Annotated in this window: 12 protein-coding genes; 7 read left to right on the forward strand and 5 right to left on the reverse strand. The window is 45.8% G+C overall.

The genetic code is table 11. The features are described from left to right. The first annotated feature begins 1 nt into the window (after position 1). Complete coding sequence (locus NW199_RS00810) at positions 2–1,606, forward strand: PhoH family protein (protein ID WP_258333306.1); 1,605 nt, start codon at positions 2–4, stop codon at positions 1,604–1,606. A gap of 53 nt (positions 1,607–1,659) precedes the next feature. On the opposite strand, the gene NW199_RS00815 is transcribed toward NW199_RS00810, so the two are convergent. Continuing rightward, complete coding sequence (locus tag NW199_RS00815) at positions 1,660–2,466, reverse strand: ZIP family metal transporter (protein ID WP_258333307.1); 807 nt, start codon at positions 2,464–2,466, stop codon at positions 1,660–1,662. Between the two features lie 181 nt (positions 2,467–2,647). Here NW199_RS00815 and NW199_RS00820 point away from each other — a divergent pair, with 181 nt between their 5' ends. The 6 genes from NW199_RS00820 to recD all read left to right on the forward strand — a co-directional run bounded on the left by NW199_RS00820 (position 2,648) and on the right by recD (position 14,181). After that, positions 2,648–3,820, forward strand: a complete 1,173-nt coding sequence (locus NW199_RS00820; protein WP_258333308.1) for an MFS transporter — start codon at positions 2,648–2,650, stop codon at positions 3,818–3,820. A gap of 115 nt (positions 3,821–3,935) precedes the next feature. Continuing rightward, positions 3,936–4,922, forward strand: coding sequence for a helix-turn-helix transcriptional regulator (locus NW199_RS00825; protein ID WP_258333309.1), 987 nt, complete (start codon positions 3,936–3,938; stop codon positions 4,920–4,922). Between the two features lie 17 nt (positions 4,923–4,939). After that, entirely contained in the window at positions 4,940–8,413 is a 3,474-nt protein-coding gene (locus NW199_RS00830) for an exodeoxyribonuclease V subunit gamma (RefSeq protein ID WP_258333310.1), read from the forward strand. Then, on the forward strand, positions 8,410–11,883 hold the full coding sequence (locus NW199_RS00835) for a UvrD-helicase domain-containing protein (RefSeq protein ID WP_258333311.1): 3,474 nt from the start codon (positions 8,410–8,412) through the stop codon (positions 11,881–11,883). Before NW199_RS00830 ends, NW199_RS00835 begins: the two co-directional genes overlap by 4 nt. A gap of 1 nt (position 11,884) precedes the next feature. Continuing rightward, positions 11,885–12,337 (forward strand): phosphatase domain-containing protein, encoded by a 453-nt coding sequence (locus NW199_RS00840; protein WP_258333312.1) that lies wholly within the window; start codon positions 11,885–11,887, stop codon positions 12,335–12,337. Between the two features lie 14 nt (positions 12,338–12,351). Further along, positions 12,352–14,181, forward strand: a complete 1,830-nt coding sequence (recD, locus tag NW199_RS00845) for an exodeoxyribonuclease V subunit alpha (protein ID WP_258333313.1) — start codon at positions 12,352–12,354, stop codon at positions 14,179–14,181. A 52-nt stretch (positions 14,182–14,233) separates the two neighbouring features. Here the strand turns inward: recD and ahpC are convergent, their stop codons facing one another. The 4 genes from ahpC to NW199_RS00865 form a co-directional block, all read right to left on the reverse strand. Next, on the reverse strand, positions 14,234–14,797 hold the full coding sequence (ahpC, locus tag NW199_RS00850; protein ID WP_258333314.1) for an alkyl hydroperoxide reductase subunit C: 564 nt from the start codon (positions 14,795–14,797) through the stop codon (positions 14,234–14,236). A 131-nt stretch (positions 14,798–14,928) separates the two neighbouring features. Further along, complete coding sequence (locus NW199_RS00855) at positions 14,929–15,420, reverse strand: DUF456 domain-containing protein (RefSeq protein ID WP_258333315.1); 492 nt, start codon at positions 15,418–15,420, stop codon at positions 14,929–14,931. 4 nt (positions 15,421–15,424) lie between these two features. Continuing rightward, on the reverse strand, positions 15,425–16,792 hold the full coding sequence (gene dnaB / locus NW199_RS00860; protein ID WP_258333316.1) for a replicative DNA helicase: 1,368 nt from the start codon (positions 16,790–16,792) through the stop codon (positions 15,425–15,427). Positions 16,793–16,964: 172 nt separating this feature from the next. Continuing rightward, entirely contained in the window at positions 16,965–19,187 is a 2,223-nt protein-coding gene (locus NW199_RS00865; protein ID WP_258333317.1) for an autotransporter outer membrane beta-barrel domain-containing protein, read from the reverse strand. Positions 19,188–19,358 lie beyond the last annotated feature (171 nt).

A 19,358-nucleotide genomic window follows, 5' to 3' on the forward strand; every position in this document is an offset into this window, starting at 1 on the left:
CATGCCGCTGCCTCCCCTGCCCAAAGCGATGGGTTCAATTTTGAAAGAAGGTGAAATGACGGTTAAGCCTGCATCCAACCCAAAAAGTTTCAAAACAGAAGTCAAAGAAAAACCTGTCGTTTCTGAAACAAACAAAGCCGTCAAGCGTGTCAAATCACCCAAAACGGCTGACTTACTCGAGAAAAAAGAGAACTCACCGAAAAAACAAAAAGGCTATCGAGCAAAGACACACGGCAAAAAGCTTTTTGTGCTTGATACAAACGTACTCATGCATGATCCGATCTCGCTTTTTCAGTTTGAGGAACATGATGTATTTTTGCCGATGATTACGCTTGAAGAGCTCGACGGTCATAAAAAAGGGATGAGTGATGTCGCTCGCAACGCCCGACAGGTCTCCCGTTATCTTGACCAACTTTTAGGCCACAGCGACGGCAATATCTCCGAAGGCATTGAGTTAAGCGCCTTGGGAAACACCGAGGCTCAGGGCAAACTATTTTTCCAAACGCAAACACTCGAAGCACAGCTTCCTCAAGGACTGCCTCAAGGCAAGGCTGACAACCAAATTCTGGGAGTCGTTCAAGCCCTTCAAAATAAGGAAAAAGAACGCTCAGTTGTGTTGGTTTCCAAAGACATCAACATGCGCATCAAGGCAACGGCAATGGGTCTTGCTGCCGAGGACTATTTCTCGGACAAGACGCTTGACGATACCGATATGCTTTACTCGGGCCGTATGCAGCTTCCTGAAGATTTCTGGGAAACTCACGGCAAAAAGATGCAAAGTTGGAAAGAAGACGGACGTACTTGGTACAAAATTACCGGTCCATTGGTTAAAGATTGGTTTACAAACCTTTTTGTCTATTTACCCGATGATTCTTTCCTCGCTCAGGTCAAAAAGATTGAGGACAAAACCGCCACCCTTTGCGTTGTGCGCGACTACATGCAAAGCAAACACTCGGTTTGGGGGATCACCGCCAGAAACCGTGAACAATGTTTTGCGCTTGACCTATTGATGAATCCGGATATTGATTTTGTCACTCTATTGGGTCAGGCAGGCACCGGTAAGACTTTGATTACACTTGCCGCGGCTTTGACACAAACGTTGGATATGCGACGCTTTTCTGAAATTATTTTCACGCGTGCAACTGTCAGCGTTGGTGAAGAAATCGGCTTTTTGCCCGGTACGGAAGAAGAAAAGATGCTGCCGTGGATGGGAGCGCTTGAAGATAACTTGGAAGTGCTCAATAACATTGATTCGGGAAGCGACTGGAGTCGGCATGCCGCCAACGACCTTATCCGCAGTCGCATCAAAGTAAAGAGTATGAGCTTTATGCGAGGTCGGACATTTTTAAATAAGTTCGTGATTATCGATGAAGCCCAGAACCTTTCGCCCAAACAGATGAAAACGCTCATCACCCGTGCGGGTCCAGGTTCCAAGATTGTTTGTCTGGGCAACATCGCTCAGATCGACACCCCCTACCTCACCGAGGGCTCTTCAGGTTTGACTTACGTGGTCGATCGCTTCAAAGGGTGGGAGCATTCCGGCCACATCACCTTACAGCGCGGAGAAAGAAGTCGTTTGGCTGATTTCGCAAGTGAATCTCTTTAAGAACTAAGGGATATTTCGGCACCTGAGACTTTACTCAGGTGCTTTTTTTTCAATTAACCTAAAGCGCAGTCAAGAGCCATCATTAAGACAAAACCCGCCATCACACTCAATGTTCCGATATTAGAGTGTTCGCCTAAATGGGCTTCGGGAATCAGCTCTTCGACCACCACATACATCATGGCCCCAGCACTGAAAGCTAAAAGCCAAGGCATAAAAGGTGCAATCCAAGAAGCGCAGAGCACAACCAAAATGCCGAATACGGGTTCTGCCAGTCCAGAAAGGGCTCCAAAAGCAAATGCTTTCTTTGCGCTATAGCCTTCTTGACGTAAGGGCAATGAGACTGCCGCGCCTTCAGGAATATTTTGAATACCCATACCCAGCGCTAAAGCAAAAGCCGCAGAAAGCGCCAGAGGATCACCTGTTTGACCGGCTACGACAAAAAGTAAACCGACGCTCATTCCTTCAGGGATGTTGTGAAGCGTAACGGCAAAAAATAACAAAGAAGCTCGAGATAGATGGGACTTCGGACCTTCGGGATTTTTGGAGCCGGGGTGCAAGTGCGGAAGCAGCTCATCGAGCAAAAGTAAAAAAGCGACCCCTAAAATGAAGCCTCCGCAAGCCGGCAACCAGCCTGCGCCTCCCGCTTCCTCGGCCGCTTCCATCGCCGGAATCAAAAGACTCCAGACAGAAGCGGCGATCATAATACCGGCTGCAAGCCCTAAAGCCATACGATGTACATTTTCAGAAATTGTTTTTCTGAAAAAGAAAACACTGGCGGCTCCCAGCGCGGTCATCATAAAAGTAAAGCCGGTACCGCTTGCGGCCCACCCTATCATTGTTATCAGATTAGCTGTTTCCATCTCAAGCACTTACAACAGTATTAATAGTGAAATTGTTGCAAACCTAAAGGGGGATTTAAAGTCCATGGGACTCAATTCTATGAGAAACAATCATTCAGATAGACAAAATTAATTAGAAAAAAGCCCTACAGCACAATCCGATCAGAGTATCCTGGCAAACTCAACAAAGAAAGGAAGACCTGTGAAAAAACACCTGATCGCCTTAAGTCTTGGAACATTGGCTTTAGGAATTGCCGAATTTTGCATGATGTCCATTCTTTCCAGTGTGGCGGCAGAACTCAACGTCAGCATTCCACAAGCCGGTCACTTTGTCTCGGCTTACGCCGCCGGCGTGTGCATCGGCGCACTTTTGATGGTCATATTTGCAAGAAATCTTGGGCTTAAAACGTTGCTTTTGATGATTGTCGGATTCATATTTTTTGGCAACGCATTAACAGTCTTCGCCTTTGACTATTGGGGCATGCTCGGTGCACGTCTAATTGCAGGACTGCCTCACGGAGCTTATTTTGGCGTAGGAGCCATTGTGGCCACACAATTGGCCAAAAAAGGCGAAGCCTCTAAAGATGTTTGTTTGATGGTTGCCGGCATGACTGTCGCCAATCTAATCGGTGTTCCACTGGGAAGCTTCCTTTCATGGGCGGTGACCTGGCGGCTTGCTTTCATGATTGTTGCAGCGGTCGCAGCACTGGTCTTCATTGGGATAAAACTTTGGATTCCTGCATTACCGGCGCTGCCTGATTACGGCTTTTCTGCTCAGTTTAGGTTTCTAACTCATTTGACTCCGTGGCTCGTGTTGGGCGCCATCGGTTTTGGCAATGGGGGATTTTTTGCCTATTACAGCTATGTCAATCCCATCATGGAAAATTTAGCCTCCGTACCGGCTTCATTGATGAGTGCTGTGATTACATTGGCTGGCTTTGGTATGGTTTGCGGAAACCTTTTGGCCGCCAAACTATCAAGACGTATCGGTAATGCCGCCTTGGCCTGTCTCGGTCAAGCGGTTCTCTGTTGCTCGCTTATCCTTTTATTTTTCAGCGCACAGTTAACTTGGATTGCCATCGGCCTGACCGTCATCGCCGCAGGCTGCGTTTTCTTTATTTCGGGACCAGAGCAAGTTCTCATTCTCCAAAATGCTAAAGAAGGACAACTTTTAGCTGCCGCCATGGGACAAGTCGCGTTTAACTTCGGCAACGCTGTCGGTGCGTGGTTGGGAGGTCTTCCAATTGAAGCTGGCCACCCGGAAAACTGGTCTTGCGTGCCGGCGAGTGTTCTAGCCGGTATCGGCTTTTTGCTTTTGTTTGCAACTTGGAAAATCCATTCGGCAAAATCAGCCGAAAAAGAACAAGCGCAGTAGTTTGTCAGAAATCGCCTCCGCTTTTTCAAAATTTAATAAGCCGCACTTTTTAAAGCTATTGCTTCCATCTTAAATTGATAGAATGAATGCGATCATTTTGTGGAGAGAAACTCATATGGCAAGACAAATGAACGCAATCAACCAAGCTCTGCTTTACTTGGAAGTAATTAAACGTATTCCGCGTCATCGTTTCATTTCCACGCAAGAAATTCAAAATAGTCTTCTGGCCTCCGGAATCAATATTCAAACTCTCACGCTTCAGCGTTACTTAAAGCAGCTTTATGAAAGCGGAAGCCTTCCGCTTGAGAGAAATGACAACTCCAAGCCTTTCAGCTACCGTATGGGAACGGATACATCACCCTTCCCCTTTACCAATCTCTCAGCCCAAGAAGCGCTCATGCTTCGATTAATCGAAGCCAATTTGAGATACCAGTTGCCTGGGAAATTGAATAAAGCAATGCAACCGTTTTTTGATGCGGCTAGACAAACACTTGACGACATTCAGGGACGCATTACCCATGAAAATGAATGGCTAAACAAAATTGCGGTGGTCTCCAATAGCCTTCCTCAAATTCCGCCCAATATAAAACCGAGAATTTTTGAGGCGGTCTCCAATGCCCTTTTTGAAAATAAAAAACTGAAAATTGTCTACCACAATGCCGAAGGGCACGAAAAGACAAAGACCGTTTCACCCATAGGACTTGTTCAGCAGGATATCCGTTTATACCTCGTCTGCCGCTTTGACGGCTACACGGACATTCGTCATTTGGCTTTGCATCGGATAAGTGACGCAACGCTTTTAAATGAGTTGGCACAAAAAGAGAGAAATTTTGATATTAAGACGTATGTCAAAGAACACCACTTCAATTACTCCAACGAAAACACCCGTACTATTTTGTTAACGATTGAGTTTACCAATGAAGCCACGGCGCTCAATCTGACTGAGGCTCCTTTCAATCGTACCCAAACTATAAAGAAGCTCAATAACGGACACTATGAGCTCAATGTTGAAATTGAAGACAGCCTATTGTTAAGCGGTTGGATTAATACTTGGAAAGATATAGCCGGTATTGTCCGAATTGAAAAAAAGCCGATTGACTGAATACAAAAGAGCTAACGATGTTAAAAACCGTCTACAGCAACGCTTACGAGATTTTAGAAGCCTACTTAACGGCTGAAATTACCGAAGATAAAAAACAATCAGCCGATCCTTTTGAGCGCGTCCGTGTTATTTCCGCCACCAGTGCCATTAATAATCGACTTCGGCAGCACCTTGCGCAGGTTAACGGAATCTGCTCCGGAGTGGACTTTTGGACAACTCGATCCTGGTTTCATAACTACGCCGGCATCGGTGTCGGAGAACCTGAGGAAGCCCAGGATTTCCTTTGGGTTATCTGGTCCGTGCTTGACGACGAATTCATTAACCGTCATGAGCGGCTCAGAATCTTCTTCAGTCATCGAGTGACGGATAAGGAAAAAGCGCTGGCTCGCTATGAGCTTGCCCGCAAAATTGCCTCGGTTTTTGATAAGTACGTCAATTACCGATTTGATTGGGTTGCTGAATGGATGGGATTTTCCGGTGTCAAGCCCCAAACGATCTATAGAGGAATTGATGACAGGCAACTGTCTTCTGAGAAAAAAGCACTCCAAGCGCATCCTGACTTTATTTGGCAAAAAGCGATTTGGGAGAAACTTTCACAAACCGCTGTCTGGAACGGCCGGGAAACATTAAGACTTTACGCAAACCCGGAGTCTCTCGAAATTAAATTCGCCAATGAACCGGAAACTTTGCACTTTTTCGAACCCAGCGGCATTTCGCCGCTGATGTTGCCGATCATTAAATTGCTGTCCGAACATGGTCATAAGGTTTATGTTTATCTCTTGAATCCCTGTGTGGAGTACTGGTTTGATTCTTATTCGGATCTTGATTCTGAAAAAAGCGAAGCTTTGAATTTTTTACGCAAAAACGCTGCCTCCACCCGGGCAATGATCAACCGCTTCTGGACTTTTACACCTGACGGCCAGGAAAATGCCGGGCATGAGCCAGAAAAACTTCCCGATCTTACGAGCGCCCCACTACAAAAACTCAATATTTGGACGCAAGCCCAAACAGAGCGATTAGATCTCGTTCAGGACTCTGAGCTATTGCTTCACACGGCTCAAAAAGCCCTTTTACAAAACTCAGCCCAGGGGTTGCCTGAAAAAATATCGCCTTCAGATCCTTCCGTCAGAATTATCAAGGCGCCAACGTTAACCCGAGAAGTCCAAAACGCCATCAATATGATTCAGGCCTTCTTCACCGATCGTTCTCTGGCGCTTAAACCGGAAGAAGTGCTCATTACAACACCTGAAATCGATAAAACAGCTCCCGTCTTTGAAGCCTGTATGCGAGCGCTGCCACCGCAATACCGAATGGATTATCAAATATTCGGGCAAACGGCAACCGATGCCGATATGAATGCGCGATCCCTTGTTGATCTGGGTAAATTGCTCATGAATGGTATTACCCTGCCCGCGCTCAATGCTTGGCTGGAGCTTCCCGCGGTCGCCCGAGCGCTCGATTTAAAACTCGATGATCTCAATGTATTGCACGACTGGCTTTTAGCGGCCGGTTTTCGAAGCGGAATTAATGCCGAACATCTAAAAGCGACTCATCCGGATTTTTCTCAGGCCGCTTTATCTGAGGCCGGTGAAGGAACTCTGGAACGTGCCATCGAACGGTTAAGCTGGGGCTACGTTTTTAAAGAAGGCACTTTAACCTGCACGGATGACATTTTGCCAGTGCAGCACGGTAGTGATCCGTTTGCCGGTTTAGCAGACAATCAGTCACTCTTTATAAAACTATGCCGCCTTGCCGACAAACTCAAAGAAGCTTTCAGCAGTATGAAAGCTTTAGGCGATGAAGCACTGCCCGCAGATCTATCTTTATGGACTCACAACCTCTTGGAAAGTTTTTTCGGCAATAACGCTGACAAGTTGGCGCTCATGAGTGTCAGAAATGATCTAAGAGTGCAGGAACTGGCACTGACCACCGTTCCTGAACCGATTACCATGCCCCTTTGCGTGTACTGGCGAGCCCTTGAGGACAGAATCAGCGAACCCTCGGACAAAAATCCTGCGATCGGCCGCCTGACTCTTGCGCCGATGAGTACTTTCAGAGGACTTCCCTATAAAGTTATCATCATCATTGGATTAGGCGAAGAATCTGGTTTCCCGGGCAATCAGCGTTTTGAAGAATTTGATCTTATGGGCACAGACGCACTTAAGCGACAAAATGATCGTGACAGCCGATCCGATAATCGAAACGTCTTTCTCGATCTTTTCCTTGCCGCTCGCAATCGCTTTGTATGCTCTTATTGCGTCGGAAGCGATAAGAAAGCGCCTCTTAACGCCTCACCCGTTGTGGTCGATTTACTGGATTTTCTCACTCAAAATGCAGCCCCCGAGGATAACGAAACAAAGCTGGAAGCCAAAAAGCGCATGGCCGATACGATTAGCACTGAAATAACGCTTACGGACACCGCCGCAGACAATTTCCGATTAAGCCCGACGCGTTATTGGAAAAGTTTCATGGGCGAGACACTTGATGCGCTGAAAAAGGCCCGTGAAACTAACTATCAGGGCTTAGAGCCTCAGATGCTCACCGGCCCCCTTGACGAGAAACTCTTTTCTTCCACACTTTACTTGGAAGATGTTCTGGCTTTTTACAAAGATCCTGCCGTGTGGCTTCAAAAGCGTTTGGATTTCAGACAATATGAAAACGGACTCCAGGATCGCGTTCCCCTATTCGGTAGCAAGGACGGTCTTGAATTGTCGTTGCTGAGACGAGAACTCATGCAGGCGCTCGCTGACGGTCATTGCACCCAGGCCATTCTGAACAAAATAGCTTTGGATCCGACTAAAGGAAATCAAGAAACCCGTATCCTGCAATATGAAGAGGAAGTTGAAAAGGCCAATGAAACCCAAGCGGTAAGAGCTGAAATTCTCTCTTGCGGTAAAAGCGATATGCAAACGATTTCTTTGCCTCTGGAAAATCTTTACCCCTTTAAAACGCTTTTGGCTGAAAATATCCAAACAATCACTTTTCACCTTGAAGATGAGCAAAGGGAAAAAGATCCCATGGCTTGGCAAAGCAGTACTGAAAACGATACGCCGTATCTGCTTGAATTAGCCTATTCCAAGAGCGGCAGTGTAACCGCTCAAGCCAAAGCGGCCATCCTTTGTGCGATGGGTGTTCCGGTTAATTTGCTACTTTTAAATATGAACGAAAAACCGGTTTTGAGTATTTTCAAAGCCATTGAAGAGCCCATAGCCCGCTATTTTTTGTTTAGCTTAATTGAGCTGATGGTGAAGACTATCCAAAAAGCCTGTGTCATCACCTCAAAATATGACAATGCGGTCGAAGCGGCCATGTGGCGCGGTCGCGACTATGAAACAATCAAAGGCTACAGCACGGCGTTTTTAGACAATGCGCTTAAAGCCATAACGCCGGATGCCGTTTTCCCGAAAGAGGACAAAGGCAAGAGAACGAAGGCCATGCAATTGCTCACTGAAAACTTTGAAAATTTAATGCTTGGAGGCGCGCAACAATGAGAAAGGAATTTAATGTCATCGACTCGCCTCTTTGCGGCCGAAAACTCATTGAAGCCAGTGCCGGCACGGGTAAGACATACTCACTCATTCATATTGTCTTGCGCCTGATTGTTGAAGAACGGATTCCGATTGAAAGACTGTTGCTGGTAACTTTCACCAAAGCCGCCACGGCTGAATTGAAGATGCGCGTGCGCGAGATTTTAATTCGCGCGCAACAGGCCTACGAAGATAGCCGGGATGAAGACACACGGTACGATCCGACGCTCATTGCCTTGATCAAAAAGTGGCGCGAGGCTGAAATTGATCCAACCGTTTTTCAAGATGCAATCGATAGACTTGACGATGCTTCTATCTGCACCATCCACAGCTTTTGCCAAAAGATGCTCGAAGAACACAAGTTCTCGAGTTCAGAAGGTTTTGACTTTGAAATCGGAGATGATAGCGACCTTCGACAAGAAGTCATTGAAGCGTTTTTACGTGAGGCATTAACGCTTTCAGATAATGATGAGTTTAAGAAACTGCTCCTTGACACCAAACCGTGGGAGGAGATTCTCAACGCGCTGAATTCCGCTCCTAAGAATGCCACTGTCAAACTCTTTGATGACCTTCTTTTCATTGATCAGAAAACAGGTCAGCACGATAAAAAAGAGTGGAAAGAAACGCAGGATCAGAAAAGCTTGGAAGAGAGCCTTCGTTTACTGCTGAGACGATTTATCGAAAAAGCGCCGGAAGCGTTAAAGCGAAAAAAACGCGAAAGCGGCATCCGCTCCTTTAATGACTTGCTCTTAGATATGTACGAAGAGCTCGATAACCGGGCTTTTGTTGAGCGCGTTCAAAACCGCTACGACGGGATTTTAATCGATGAATTCCAAGACACCGATCCTATCCAGTACACTATTTTCAAACGTCTGTTCCTCGCCGAGGATAGCCGCGCCAAATCCGTCTTTTTTGTCGGCGACCCCAAACAGTCGATCTATCGATTCAGAAATGCCGACATCAATACCTATCTGGCCGCACAGGCCGATATCGGTGAAATTTATGAGCTAAAGAAAAACTATCGCTCCTGTCCGAGCCTCATCGAAGGAATCAATCGTTTCTTTACTGAGTCGGCCACCCCATTTTTAGATGCCGGCATGGGTTACAGTGCGATTTCAGCCGGATCCAATAAAGGTCCCCTTTTACTCAAAAAAGGCGATTCGTTTGAAGCACTACCCACCTTTGAAATTTGGACTAAAGAGAAAGCGGCTTTAAATCCTACCGGTGACCGCAATCAGCAAATCAACCTCATTGCCAATGAGATTGCCGCTTTACTATCCGGCAACGTTTATAAGTCTAAAAATGAAAGGCTCAAACCTAGCGACATCGCTGTTTTATTTCGTGTGAAAAAATATGTGCCGGATTTTCGGGCTGCCTTGGCTAAAAAAGGCATTCGTGTTCTTTTTCAAGATGAAAACAGCATTTTTTCAACCGACGAAGCGCGAGAGATGCTCCTTATCATCGAAGCGCTTGAGTCACCCCAGGATATTAAAGCGTTGCGCTTAGCCAGAAGCACAAGACTGATGGGCGAGAGCATCAACGCGATCATCCCGGAAGCCTTCGGCCGCGAGGGACAGTCGGAATTAGACGATAAGGCTGCGCTTAAGGCCCGAGAGCTTATTGAAGAAGCCCTCACGATATGGAATAAGCGTGGAGTTTCCGCCGCCATAGCTAAAATTATGCTTGAGTGCGGCACACAAAAAAGACTCTTGCCGCTTCAAGACGGAGAACGACAGCTCGCCAATTATCAGCATCTCATGGAAGCGCTGCAGGAGACTTCTTTATCTTTAAAAGGCATTTCCGGTTTGGCCCGATGGCTGAGCCAGCAAATTCAAAATCCACCCGATGATGAAAAGTATCAATTAAGGCTTGACAGCGACGCGGACTTAGTCAATGTCATGACCATTCATAAGAGTAAAGGGCTCGAGTATCCGGTCATCTTTTTACCCTTTGCCAATGCTTTGGAATTGGGGGCCGCCGGTCACCATAAAACTCGTGTCTTTAAGAGCATTCATAACGGTCGGATTTCATTTACTTTCAGTTTTTATCCGGTCTATCCGAACATTGACGAAACGCTCTACCATGAGGAGGATTTGGAAAACTTGCGCTTGGCTTATGTGGCCATGACTCGAGCTTCACAACGCCTGGTGTTACCTCTTACGTACTATAAAAGCGGCAAGGCTTTCAAAATTACCAGCAATGCCTATGCTAAGGCATTAACAGGTAAAGAAAAAGCCAGCCAAAGCGATTTTGAAACCTGTCTGACTCATTGGCTCAAAGACGCGCCCGAAGAACTGGCCGTGCAGAAAATAGCCGATGATACGCAATGCCTTTCCTGGCACAAACAAAGCGCAACACGTCAAGACAATAATGAAAACGATGAAGAACTCAGTGCCGCGTGCGGCCGAGTGATTCCGACGTCATGGTTTCCGACAAGCTATACAGCCATTGCGCGAGGAGCAGCAGAAACAACGGAACGTTTGACACTTATCGAAGAAAAAGAAGATAGCGATGAAAGTGAATTGATGAATCGTGAATCTTTTGAAAAAAGTGAGCAGCAGAAAGATCCTCAGACACTGACCATTATGGATTTTGAACGGGGACTTGAAAGCGGTACCTTTTTGCATGCTCTTTTTGAGCGAATCGGGTTTGATATTGTGAAAAAGGCCGCTGACGGCTCTGCGGAATCCGAGGCAGCGCTTAATCGAAACCTTACGCGTCTCATGATTCCTTTCCAATACCATTTACAGCCCTATGGCATTGAAGGATATCTGCCGGTTTTAAACAAACTTTTAAAGGACGTGCTTTGCTCAAAGATAGTTGATAAAACTGTATTTGGAACTCAAACGGATTTGAGGTTGTGTGATTTAAGCGCTAAACAAAAAACCGCCGAAATGAATTTCACAATTGCGATCGGCAATCCGGCCGAAGGCCATCGTCCGGTTAGCTCCAAGAATTTGAGCAAACTTTTAAAGCATTTTGATCCCCTGTATCACATTGAAATCGACAATGACAGAGAGTTGCGCGGCTACCTCACAGGCGCCATTGACCTTGCCTTTGAATTCGACGGTCGGTTCTTTGTTTTGGATTGGAAGGGCACAAAGTTAGCCGATACGGCGGAAGGCTTTTCCCTTGAAAGAATGCTCGAAGAAATCCAAAAACATCATTACAGTCTTCAGTACCTGATTTATCTGGTCGCTCTCAGGCGTCACCTGCGCTTTTGCGGCATTGAAAACCCCGATGAAAAAATTGGTGGCATCATTTACGCCTTCATTCGTGGAATACGCAAAGACGATCCCAAACCTTTCGGTGTTTTCACTGCCCGGCCGCCCAAGGCATTGATCGCCTGTCTGGACGATTTTTTTGAAAATGGTTATCACGAAGGTTCTGTGAACGCGTACGCTCAAACCGCTCAATTGGAAGGAACGATTTAATATGATTCGACGTAAACCACAAGCCATTGTTTTTGATCTGGACGGCACCCTTTGTGATTGCGAACATAGGGTTCACTTTATGCGTGAACGACCGAAGCGCCGGGAAGAGTTTCACTCGGCGTGTGTTTTTGACAAAGTTGTTCCCGCCTGTAAGGCGCTAATCGACATGGCAGAAGAAAAAGGAATCAAGGTTATTCTTTTATCGGCCCGCCCTGCCCGCTTTAAACCACAAACCGAAGAATGGCTCACCAAGAACAATATTCATTATGATCAGTTGATCCTGAGCCATTATCCGGAACTGAGCGACCCGGACTATAAGCTTAAAATGTACCGGGAACTGATTGAACCTTTTGCGGACGTTATCTTTGCCGTCGATGATCGTGATATCGTGGTTCAAATGTGGAGAGACAACGCCATCACGTGTCTCGATATCGCCGGCAATCACTTTTCTTAGACAGGTAAGCGACCATGGCAGACAATCAAACAGAACTCAGCCCCATGCTGCTCGCCTATCGGGCGATTGGCCTTTCACTTTGGCGAACACGCCAAAGGGCTCTCAGCACAAACGAAAACCCGCCCGAATGCCTTTTCAAACTAATGGACGCTTTGGCCATAGCTGATGAAAAAGGAAGTGTGTGCATACAATGGGAAAAGACCGAAGCCTTCCTTGGAGGCGAAGAAATTCAACTTTTAACTGAAAAACGTCTGCTCGCGCAAAAACCACAGTCAGACCGGGAAAATATTGACGAGGAGATTCCTTTTGTTCTCGACATCGGCGAACGAGTTAACCGTCTGTACATGCAGCGTCACTTTGAACAAGAACGTGATGTCGCCACCAAAATTTTGGCTTTTACACAACAAGATTCTTTCAGTTTAGCGACTGCGGCAACCCAAACACTCAAGCACTTGGATACCCTGCGCTATAACGAATCCTCCGATGACGATCCCTCACGCGCAGAACAACAGGGGGCTGTTGCAGAGGCCTTGAAAAAGCACTTTTTCATTATTACGGGTGGCCCCGGTACAGGCAAAACAACGGTTGTTGCCAAACTTTTGGAATGCCTTCTAGCTCAAGACGCTTCGCTTAAAGTGGCTCTGGCAGCTCCCACGGGTAAAGCCACAAGCCGCATCATGCAGTCTCTTATGGGATCATGCCAACGTTTCCCGTCATTTTTTAGCCGTGTATTGAAACGAATTCAAGAAAAAACACTTACCGCCCAAACTATCCATAAGTGGCTTTTGACACGAAATGTTAAAGGCGTAATGCCCAGTGAAAAGGATCCTTTGGATATTGACGTTATGATCGTGGATGAAGCCTCCATGATTGATTTGCGATTAGCCCAAAGACTATTAAAAGTGATTGATCCGAAAAGAACCCGTCTGATTCTTTTGGGTGATAAATTCCAGTTATCTGCCGTGGGACCGGGTTCTGTCTTAGCTGATCTGACCGCAGAAGATGGAGCGCTTGCCAATAATATGGCAGAACTGACCATCAGCCACCGTTTCACAAGCGACTCCAATGTCGGTCGTTTGGCTCAAGCCATCAAATCGGCTAACTCTAGCTTTAATGGTGAAGACTTTATCAATCAATTTAAAAAAGCCGAAGACGGCAAAGATAAGGTAAGCATCCGCCTTTATCGAACAGGTTTTGTTGATCCGTCTCTTATTAACTGGATTCGCCCACATATCAAAAGCTATTTGCAAGCGCTAAACAACTACCTGAAGGATTTGGAAAATCTGATAGCCGATGAAAATCTTCTTAAAAAACTGTGGGATGAAGCGGAGAGATTTCGAATCTTAGCTGCGCAGCGCGAGGGGGCGAATGGCGTCAATGCCATTAACCGGTTAATGGAAAGCATTGTTCGGGAGCATGTAGGCGCTGAAGAAGATTCCCTTTTTTATCCTGGACGCCTGGTCATCATCCGAAAAAACACGCCGGTTCTTGATGTCTACAACGGTGATGTGGGAATCGTGATCCCTCAAGCGGACGACCCTACCCGATATGATCTTTATATCGGTGACCGCCATAAACGCATTCCTGTCGGCCTCTTGCCCGAACACGATACAGCTTTTGCCATGACGATTCACCAATCACAAGGCTCACAGTTTGAACACGTTGCCGTGCTTTTGCCGGTTGCAGATGATAATCCCTTGTGCTGCCGGGAACTTTTCTATACGGGCGTTACCCGTGCTCAAAAAGAAGCGGCGGTCTTCGGAACGTTTAAGAGTATTGAAGCCTCTGTTTTACATAAGACAGAACGCTCTAGTGGCTTGGCAGATCGCCTTCTAGGTCGATGATAAAAAATGGGCTCCGTCAATGGAGCCCTATCGTCTTAATATTAAAATACGATTAGATTTTTCCAACCAATTCAATTGAAGGTTTTAGCGTTTTCTTACCCGGCTCCCACTTAGCAGGGCAAACCTCCCCCGGATTCTCGGCAACGTACTGAGCCGCTTGAACTTTGCGAAGAAGTTCCTTTGCATCACGACCGATACCACCGTCGTGATGTTCCATAATAACGATCTCGCCTTCAGGATTAATTACAAAAGTTCCTCGCTCAGCCATACCATCGGCTTCGATCAAAACATCGAAATTACGAGCAATCGCCTTGGTGCTATCGCCTAACATCGGGAACTTCACTTTACCGACCGCCGGCGATGATTCATGCCAAGCCATATGAGTGAAATGTGTATCACAACTGACTGCGTAGATTTCGACCCCAAGCTTAGTAAATTCCTCATAGTGTTCGGCTAAATCTTCTAACTCCGTAGGACACACAAAAGTAAAGTCTGCCGGATAGAAAAAAATGACAGACCAGTGTCCTTTAAGGCTTTCTTCCGTTACAGTAACAAAGCGACCATTTACAAACGCTTCTGTTTTAAAGGGCAATACCTTGGTATTTAAAAGAGACATTTTATTCTCCTAATTGATAATGATTATCAATAATGATACAGAGAATAAAATTTTTAAACGTAAAGAAATGTCAGAAACTATGGAAATGATTGGAATTGGGCCACGGATGTTTCCAGTGACCCATGACAAAGCTAAACAAACCGCATCACGCACATAATGCCGATCATGATAAAGGCAATGGCAAGTTTTGCCGCGATGCCGGCAACCATACCGATCCAAGTGGCCCAACTGACTTTGCCTGCTTTTCGCATATCGCGGTGACCGATCATTTCACCCACAAAAGCCCCAATAACGGGGAAAAGGAAAATACCGACCAAACCAAAGGGGATACCGACGATTGTGCCGACAAAGGCACCGGTCAAACCCAATTTTGTCGCCCCCGCTTTCTGCGCTCCCATGGTCTGGCTCACCCAATCGATGATAAGCGAGATAACCGTCAGCACGCCCAAAGCGATGAGCGTTCCCCAACCGAAGAATTGATAATCTTCAAGGTAGGCAATGAGCCATCCGCCCGCAAAGATCATCGGAATACCGGGCAAAGCAGGAATAATGGTTCCGGCCAACCCAACAAGAATCAACACAAACGATACGGCGTACAAACCGTAGGTTATCAATGCATCCATAGTCTTATACTCTTGCCCTATTCTTAAATTGTGTGTACTCACCAAAGAATGTGAGCTCCACCGTTCCGGTCGGACCGTTACGCTGTTTGCGGATAATAGCTTCAGCATCGCGTTCTTGGTCCGTATCCTTTAAATCTTGGTTATAAACAACGTCACGATAAAGGAAGATAATGACGTCAGCGTCCTGTTCGATAGAACCGGATTCTCTCAAGTCACTCATCATCGGGCGTTTGTCAGGACGTTGTTCCAATGAACGATTTAACTGAGACAAACCGATAATGGGACAATTAAGCTCTTTGGCCAAAAGTTTCAGCCCACGGGAAATATCGGAAATTTCCTGCGCGCGGTTCTCTCCGCGTCCATCACCCGACATCAACTGAATGTAGTCCACAACAATGAGTCCCAATTGTTTGACTTCACGCGACAAGCGTCTTGCGCGGGATCGAACATCAGTAATCGTCAAACCCGAAGAGTCATCAATAAAGATATTATGCGAATTGGCAATATCGGCTACCGCCGCCCCCATCTTTTGGAATTCGTCACCTTCTAAGCGGCCATTTCTTAAATGTTCCAAACGAATGCGCTGATAAGAGCTGATCAAACGCATAGCCAATTGTTCCGCCGGCATTTCCATGGAGAAAATCGCAACAGGCATCTCAGCGCGCAGGGCCACATATTCGGCGATGTTCATCGCAAAGGTTGTTTTACCCATGGCGGGGCGCCCTGCCACAACAATCAATTCACCGGGGTGCATGCCCTTTGTGAGTCGGTCTAAATCAATAAAACCGGTCGGCACACCCGTGACAGGATTTTGGCTCTTGGAGTTATAAAGTTTCGTGATTTGTTCAGAAACCGCCGCCAATGCGCCTTTCACGGGTTTTAATCCGGCCCCGGCAACTTGGGCGTCTTCACTGATTTTGAAAATAGAACTTTCTGCCCGATCCAAAATGTCTTTTGTTTCCATTCCCTTGGTGTCCAAGGCAGAATCGACAATCTGGGAGCCGACATTGACCAAACTGCGAAGAATGCTTCGGTCGCGAACGATTTCAGCATAACGACGAGCGTTGGCCGAATTGGGCGTGTTCATGGCCAAAGAGTTTAAAAAACTCTTGGTTCCTTCCTGACCCAAACCTACAGCGGCCATTGAATCGTGAACAGTCAAAACGTCCGCGGGACGTCCTTGACTGATAAGCTGAACAATATGCTCGTAGATGCGACGATGATCCCCCCGGTAAAAGTCTTCAGGCGAGACAACGTCATTCACCATGTCAAAGACACGGTTATCAATCAAAAGACTTCCTAGTAAACCTTGTTCGGCTTCGGTCGAATGCGGCGGTAAGCGTACGGTATCAGTGGATTTTTCTTCAGGCATTCTGACAATAAATTCATAAATGTATTAACAATGGAGAGGCTATTTTAGCAGACGACCTTATCCGCTCATGAAAGAAAATGTTTCTGCAAGCGAATTATTTTTGAGAAATAAATTCCCGATGGCAAATTCTCACCACCGGGAATATCTTATTGTTTTTAATAAATATTATTAATTACCAAGCGTATCGGACACCGACATTGAAGCGATAGTCCGTATCCACTTCCCCGCCGTTTCCAGCTTCTACATCAGCATACAGATGAACTTGATCGGTAGCGTTGTAATCGGCACCTAAACCGTATTCATACCAGGTCCCGCCAAGCGATTCTGTCAGTGTTCTGGAAACATCAGCACCCTTGCTGTAACGGAACTTAGCATCCCCTTCCCAGTCATGCAAAACAGAGGCTTTTAAGAAGACGCCGCCTCGACCTTGACTATCTTTGTAGCCCATCTTCACACCGACTCGACCAACCAGGGAGTCAACGGAGTCATTTTCAACCTTAATACCTGTCGAAGTGTGGTAATCAGCATCAAAGACATGACCGTACCACATTTGAACTTGCGGCTCTAAATAAAGTTCTTCGGTTGCAAAATAACGCCAGCCCATTTCAGCTGAAAGCGAAGCGGCGTTGGTGTGGTAGTCGCCAGTGGATTTAATGTCATTGAAACGAATATCAAAGGCATTCTTCATCCGTCCGACTTTGCCGACTAAGTCAAGGTACACGCCGTTTTTGAAAAGCCAAGAACCGTAACCGCTGAACGTATAAAGATCGCTGTCTCCGTCACCATAGTCAAAGTTATTATCACCATCGGTGTACGAGAACGCACCTCCCAACCAGAAACCATCACGAACCTGACGGTCGTAACCGAATTGGAAAGCGGTATAGCGATTGATTACGTTTTGGTCACCGTATTCTGCTTTACCGTGATAGACTCGTGTCCAAAGACCGTTTGATTGAGCAGAACTATCTCTTAATTCACCGACACGGCGGTGCATATCATCGATTTCGTTACGCCAAATATGTAAACCCAAAGCTGCCATTTCGGCAATGCCGTGAACATTGGGGTTGTCAGTTTTACCTGTTATTTTGACATTTGTCGCAGTACAACCTGGACATCCATCAGCAACGACACCTGTAGCACCATCAGAAATATCGTCAGCCAACTGTTCCAATTGAACGCCTGGCAAGCAATTTAACTCATTTTCACGAATATTATCTTCAACCACTTTTATGTTGGTCTTGACAACATTGGCTAATTTAGTCAAATCAGCTTCTGCGTTACCAGTATTATTTTCAGCAGCGCCAATGACATGAATATTTTCTGCTTTTGTCTTTAGGTTACCCTCAACACCGGTCAAATAGACATGAGAATTGCTTGAAGAATCCGCCACATTAATAGTCATTGATTGAATATCGACAATAATGTCTTCCGGCCGCCAATCAGAATTATCTTCCGCTCTCCAACCACCAAAATCAACCAATGAATCAGCAGCCAAATTCATTGTTACATTTTCACCCTTAAGCGTAAGAGCCGGCATGGTTTGTTCTGAGTAGTTTACTTCTAGTTCTTCTTTATTATCAGCAAATACAGAAGCTTGAATTTTGGCCCCTTTCTCTAAAGTGATCTCTTTAAGTGTAACTTCAGGCTTATATTCTTTTGGATCTTGTGTTTTAGGGTTAACATATGTTTGCAAAGTTAACCGGCTATTTTCTCTAACCGTAACAGTTTCAATTGTCGCTTTGGAACTATCATTGAGCTGAATGTGTCCCTTATCTCCAATAGCTTCAACGTTTCTAAAATTAACATTATTGTCATTAAAAATTTCAACTCGGGCGTCTTGATTTCCAGTTTTATCTTGTAAAGTCACACTTTTTATTTCAAAAGTCTGCCCTTTTTTCCCGCCTGTTGACTTTCCAATTCTCAAACCCGTCCGACTACCATTCGATTCAATATAGAGCTCTCCGATGCTCTTCAAAACTGTGGGATCTTCAATCGTTAAACCAGTCTGATAATCCGCTTCACTATCTGTAAACTTGGCATCCAATATTTCCAAACGGTCAGTAGAAAAACCTCTTTCCAAAATAAAATTGTCACCGTAGGAGTTAGTATCGGCTCCTTTGAATACAACCTTATTGGCGGTTACATCACCGAATGTTAGACTATTGCCCTCTGTAAATATTACTAGCTCTTTAGTCTGAATCAATCCATCATTAGTGAATTTACCTCCAGTCACTTCAATCCGTTGGTTTTGGATTGTCGCACCTTCTTCCACGGTCAAACCATCTGCGGTATTAATGGGATCTTGATAAGGCGAGTCTTTGTCTGCAACTGTAAAAGCTAAAGTCGAACTAGAAATAACTGACAGTACCGCCATGGAAATAAGAGTCTTTTTCATATCATCCTCATCAAATAAATACGAGCTATTGCGTTGATTTTGCCCCCCCCCCAAACTTTCGTCTTGACGAATATCAATTGGATTAAAAAATCACCGATTTTTGATGGAAAACACTAAAAAAGGCCCGATTCCCCGAGAGGAACCGAGCCCTGAAGTTAGACTATTAAGTCA

It is taken from the genome of Parasutterella secunda (assembly GCF_024733725.1).
Taxonomy (GTDB): domain Bacteria; phylum Pseudomonadota; class Gammaproteobacteria; order Burkholderiales; family Burkholderiaceae_F; genus Aphodousia; species Aphodousia faecalis.

Bases quoted from the DNA above. Each gene is read 5' to 3' on its own strand.
- ahpC (WP_258333314.1), bottom strand. From the start codon at position 14,797: ATGTCTCTTTTAAATACCAAGGTATTGCCCTTTAAAACAGAAGCGTTT.
- NW199_RS00840 (WP_258333312.1), top strand. From the start codon at position 11,885: ATGATTCGACGTAAACCACAAGCCATTGTTTTTGATCTGGACGGCACC.
- recD (WP_258333313.1), top strand. From the start codon at position 12,352: ATGGCAGACAATCAAACAGAACTCAGCCCCATGCTGCTCGCCTATCGG.
- NW199_RS00810 (WP_258333306.1), top strand. From the start codon at position 2: ATGCCGCTGCCTCCCCTGCCCAAAGCGATGGGTTCAATTTTGAAAGAA.
- NW199_RS00815 (WP_258333307.1), bottom strand. From the start codon at position 2,466: ATGGAAACAGCTAATCTGATAACAATGATAGGGTGGGCCGCAAGCGGT.
- NW199_RS00825 (WP_258333309.1), top strand. From the start codon at position 3,936: ATGGCAAGACAAATGAACGCAATCAACCAAGCTCTGCTTTACTTGGAA.
- NW199_RS00830 (WP_258333310.1), top strand. From the start codon at position 4,940: ATGTTAAAAACCGTCTACAGCAACGCTTACGAGATTTTAGAAGCCTAC.
- dnaB (WP_258333316.1), bottom strand. From the start codon at position 16,792: ATGCCTGAAGAAAAATCCACTGATACCGTACGCTTACCGCCGCATTCG.
- NW199_RS00855 (WP_258333315.1), bottom strand. From the start codon at position 15,420: ATGGATGCATTGATAACCTACGGTTTGTACGCCGTATCGTTTGTGTTG.
- NW199_RS00865 (WP_258333317.1), bottom strand. From the start codon at position 19,187: ATGAAAAAGACTCTTATTTCCATGGCGGTACTGTCAGTTATTTCTAGT.
- NW199_RS00835 (WP_258333311.1), top strand. From the start codon at position 8,410: ATGAGAAAGGAATTTAATGTCATCGACTCGCCTCTTTGCGGCCGAAAA.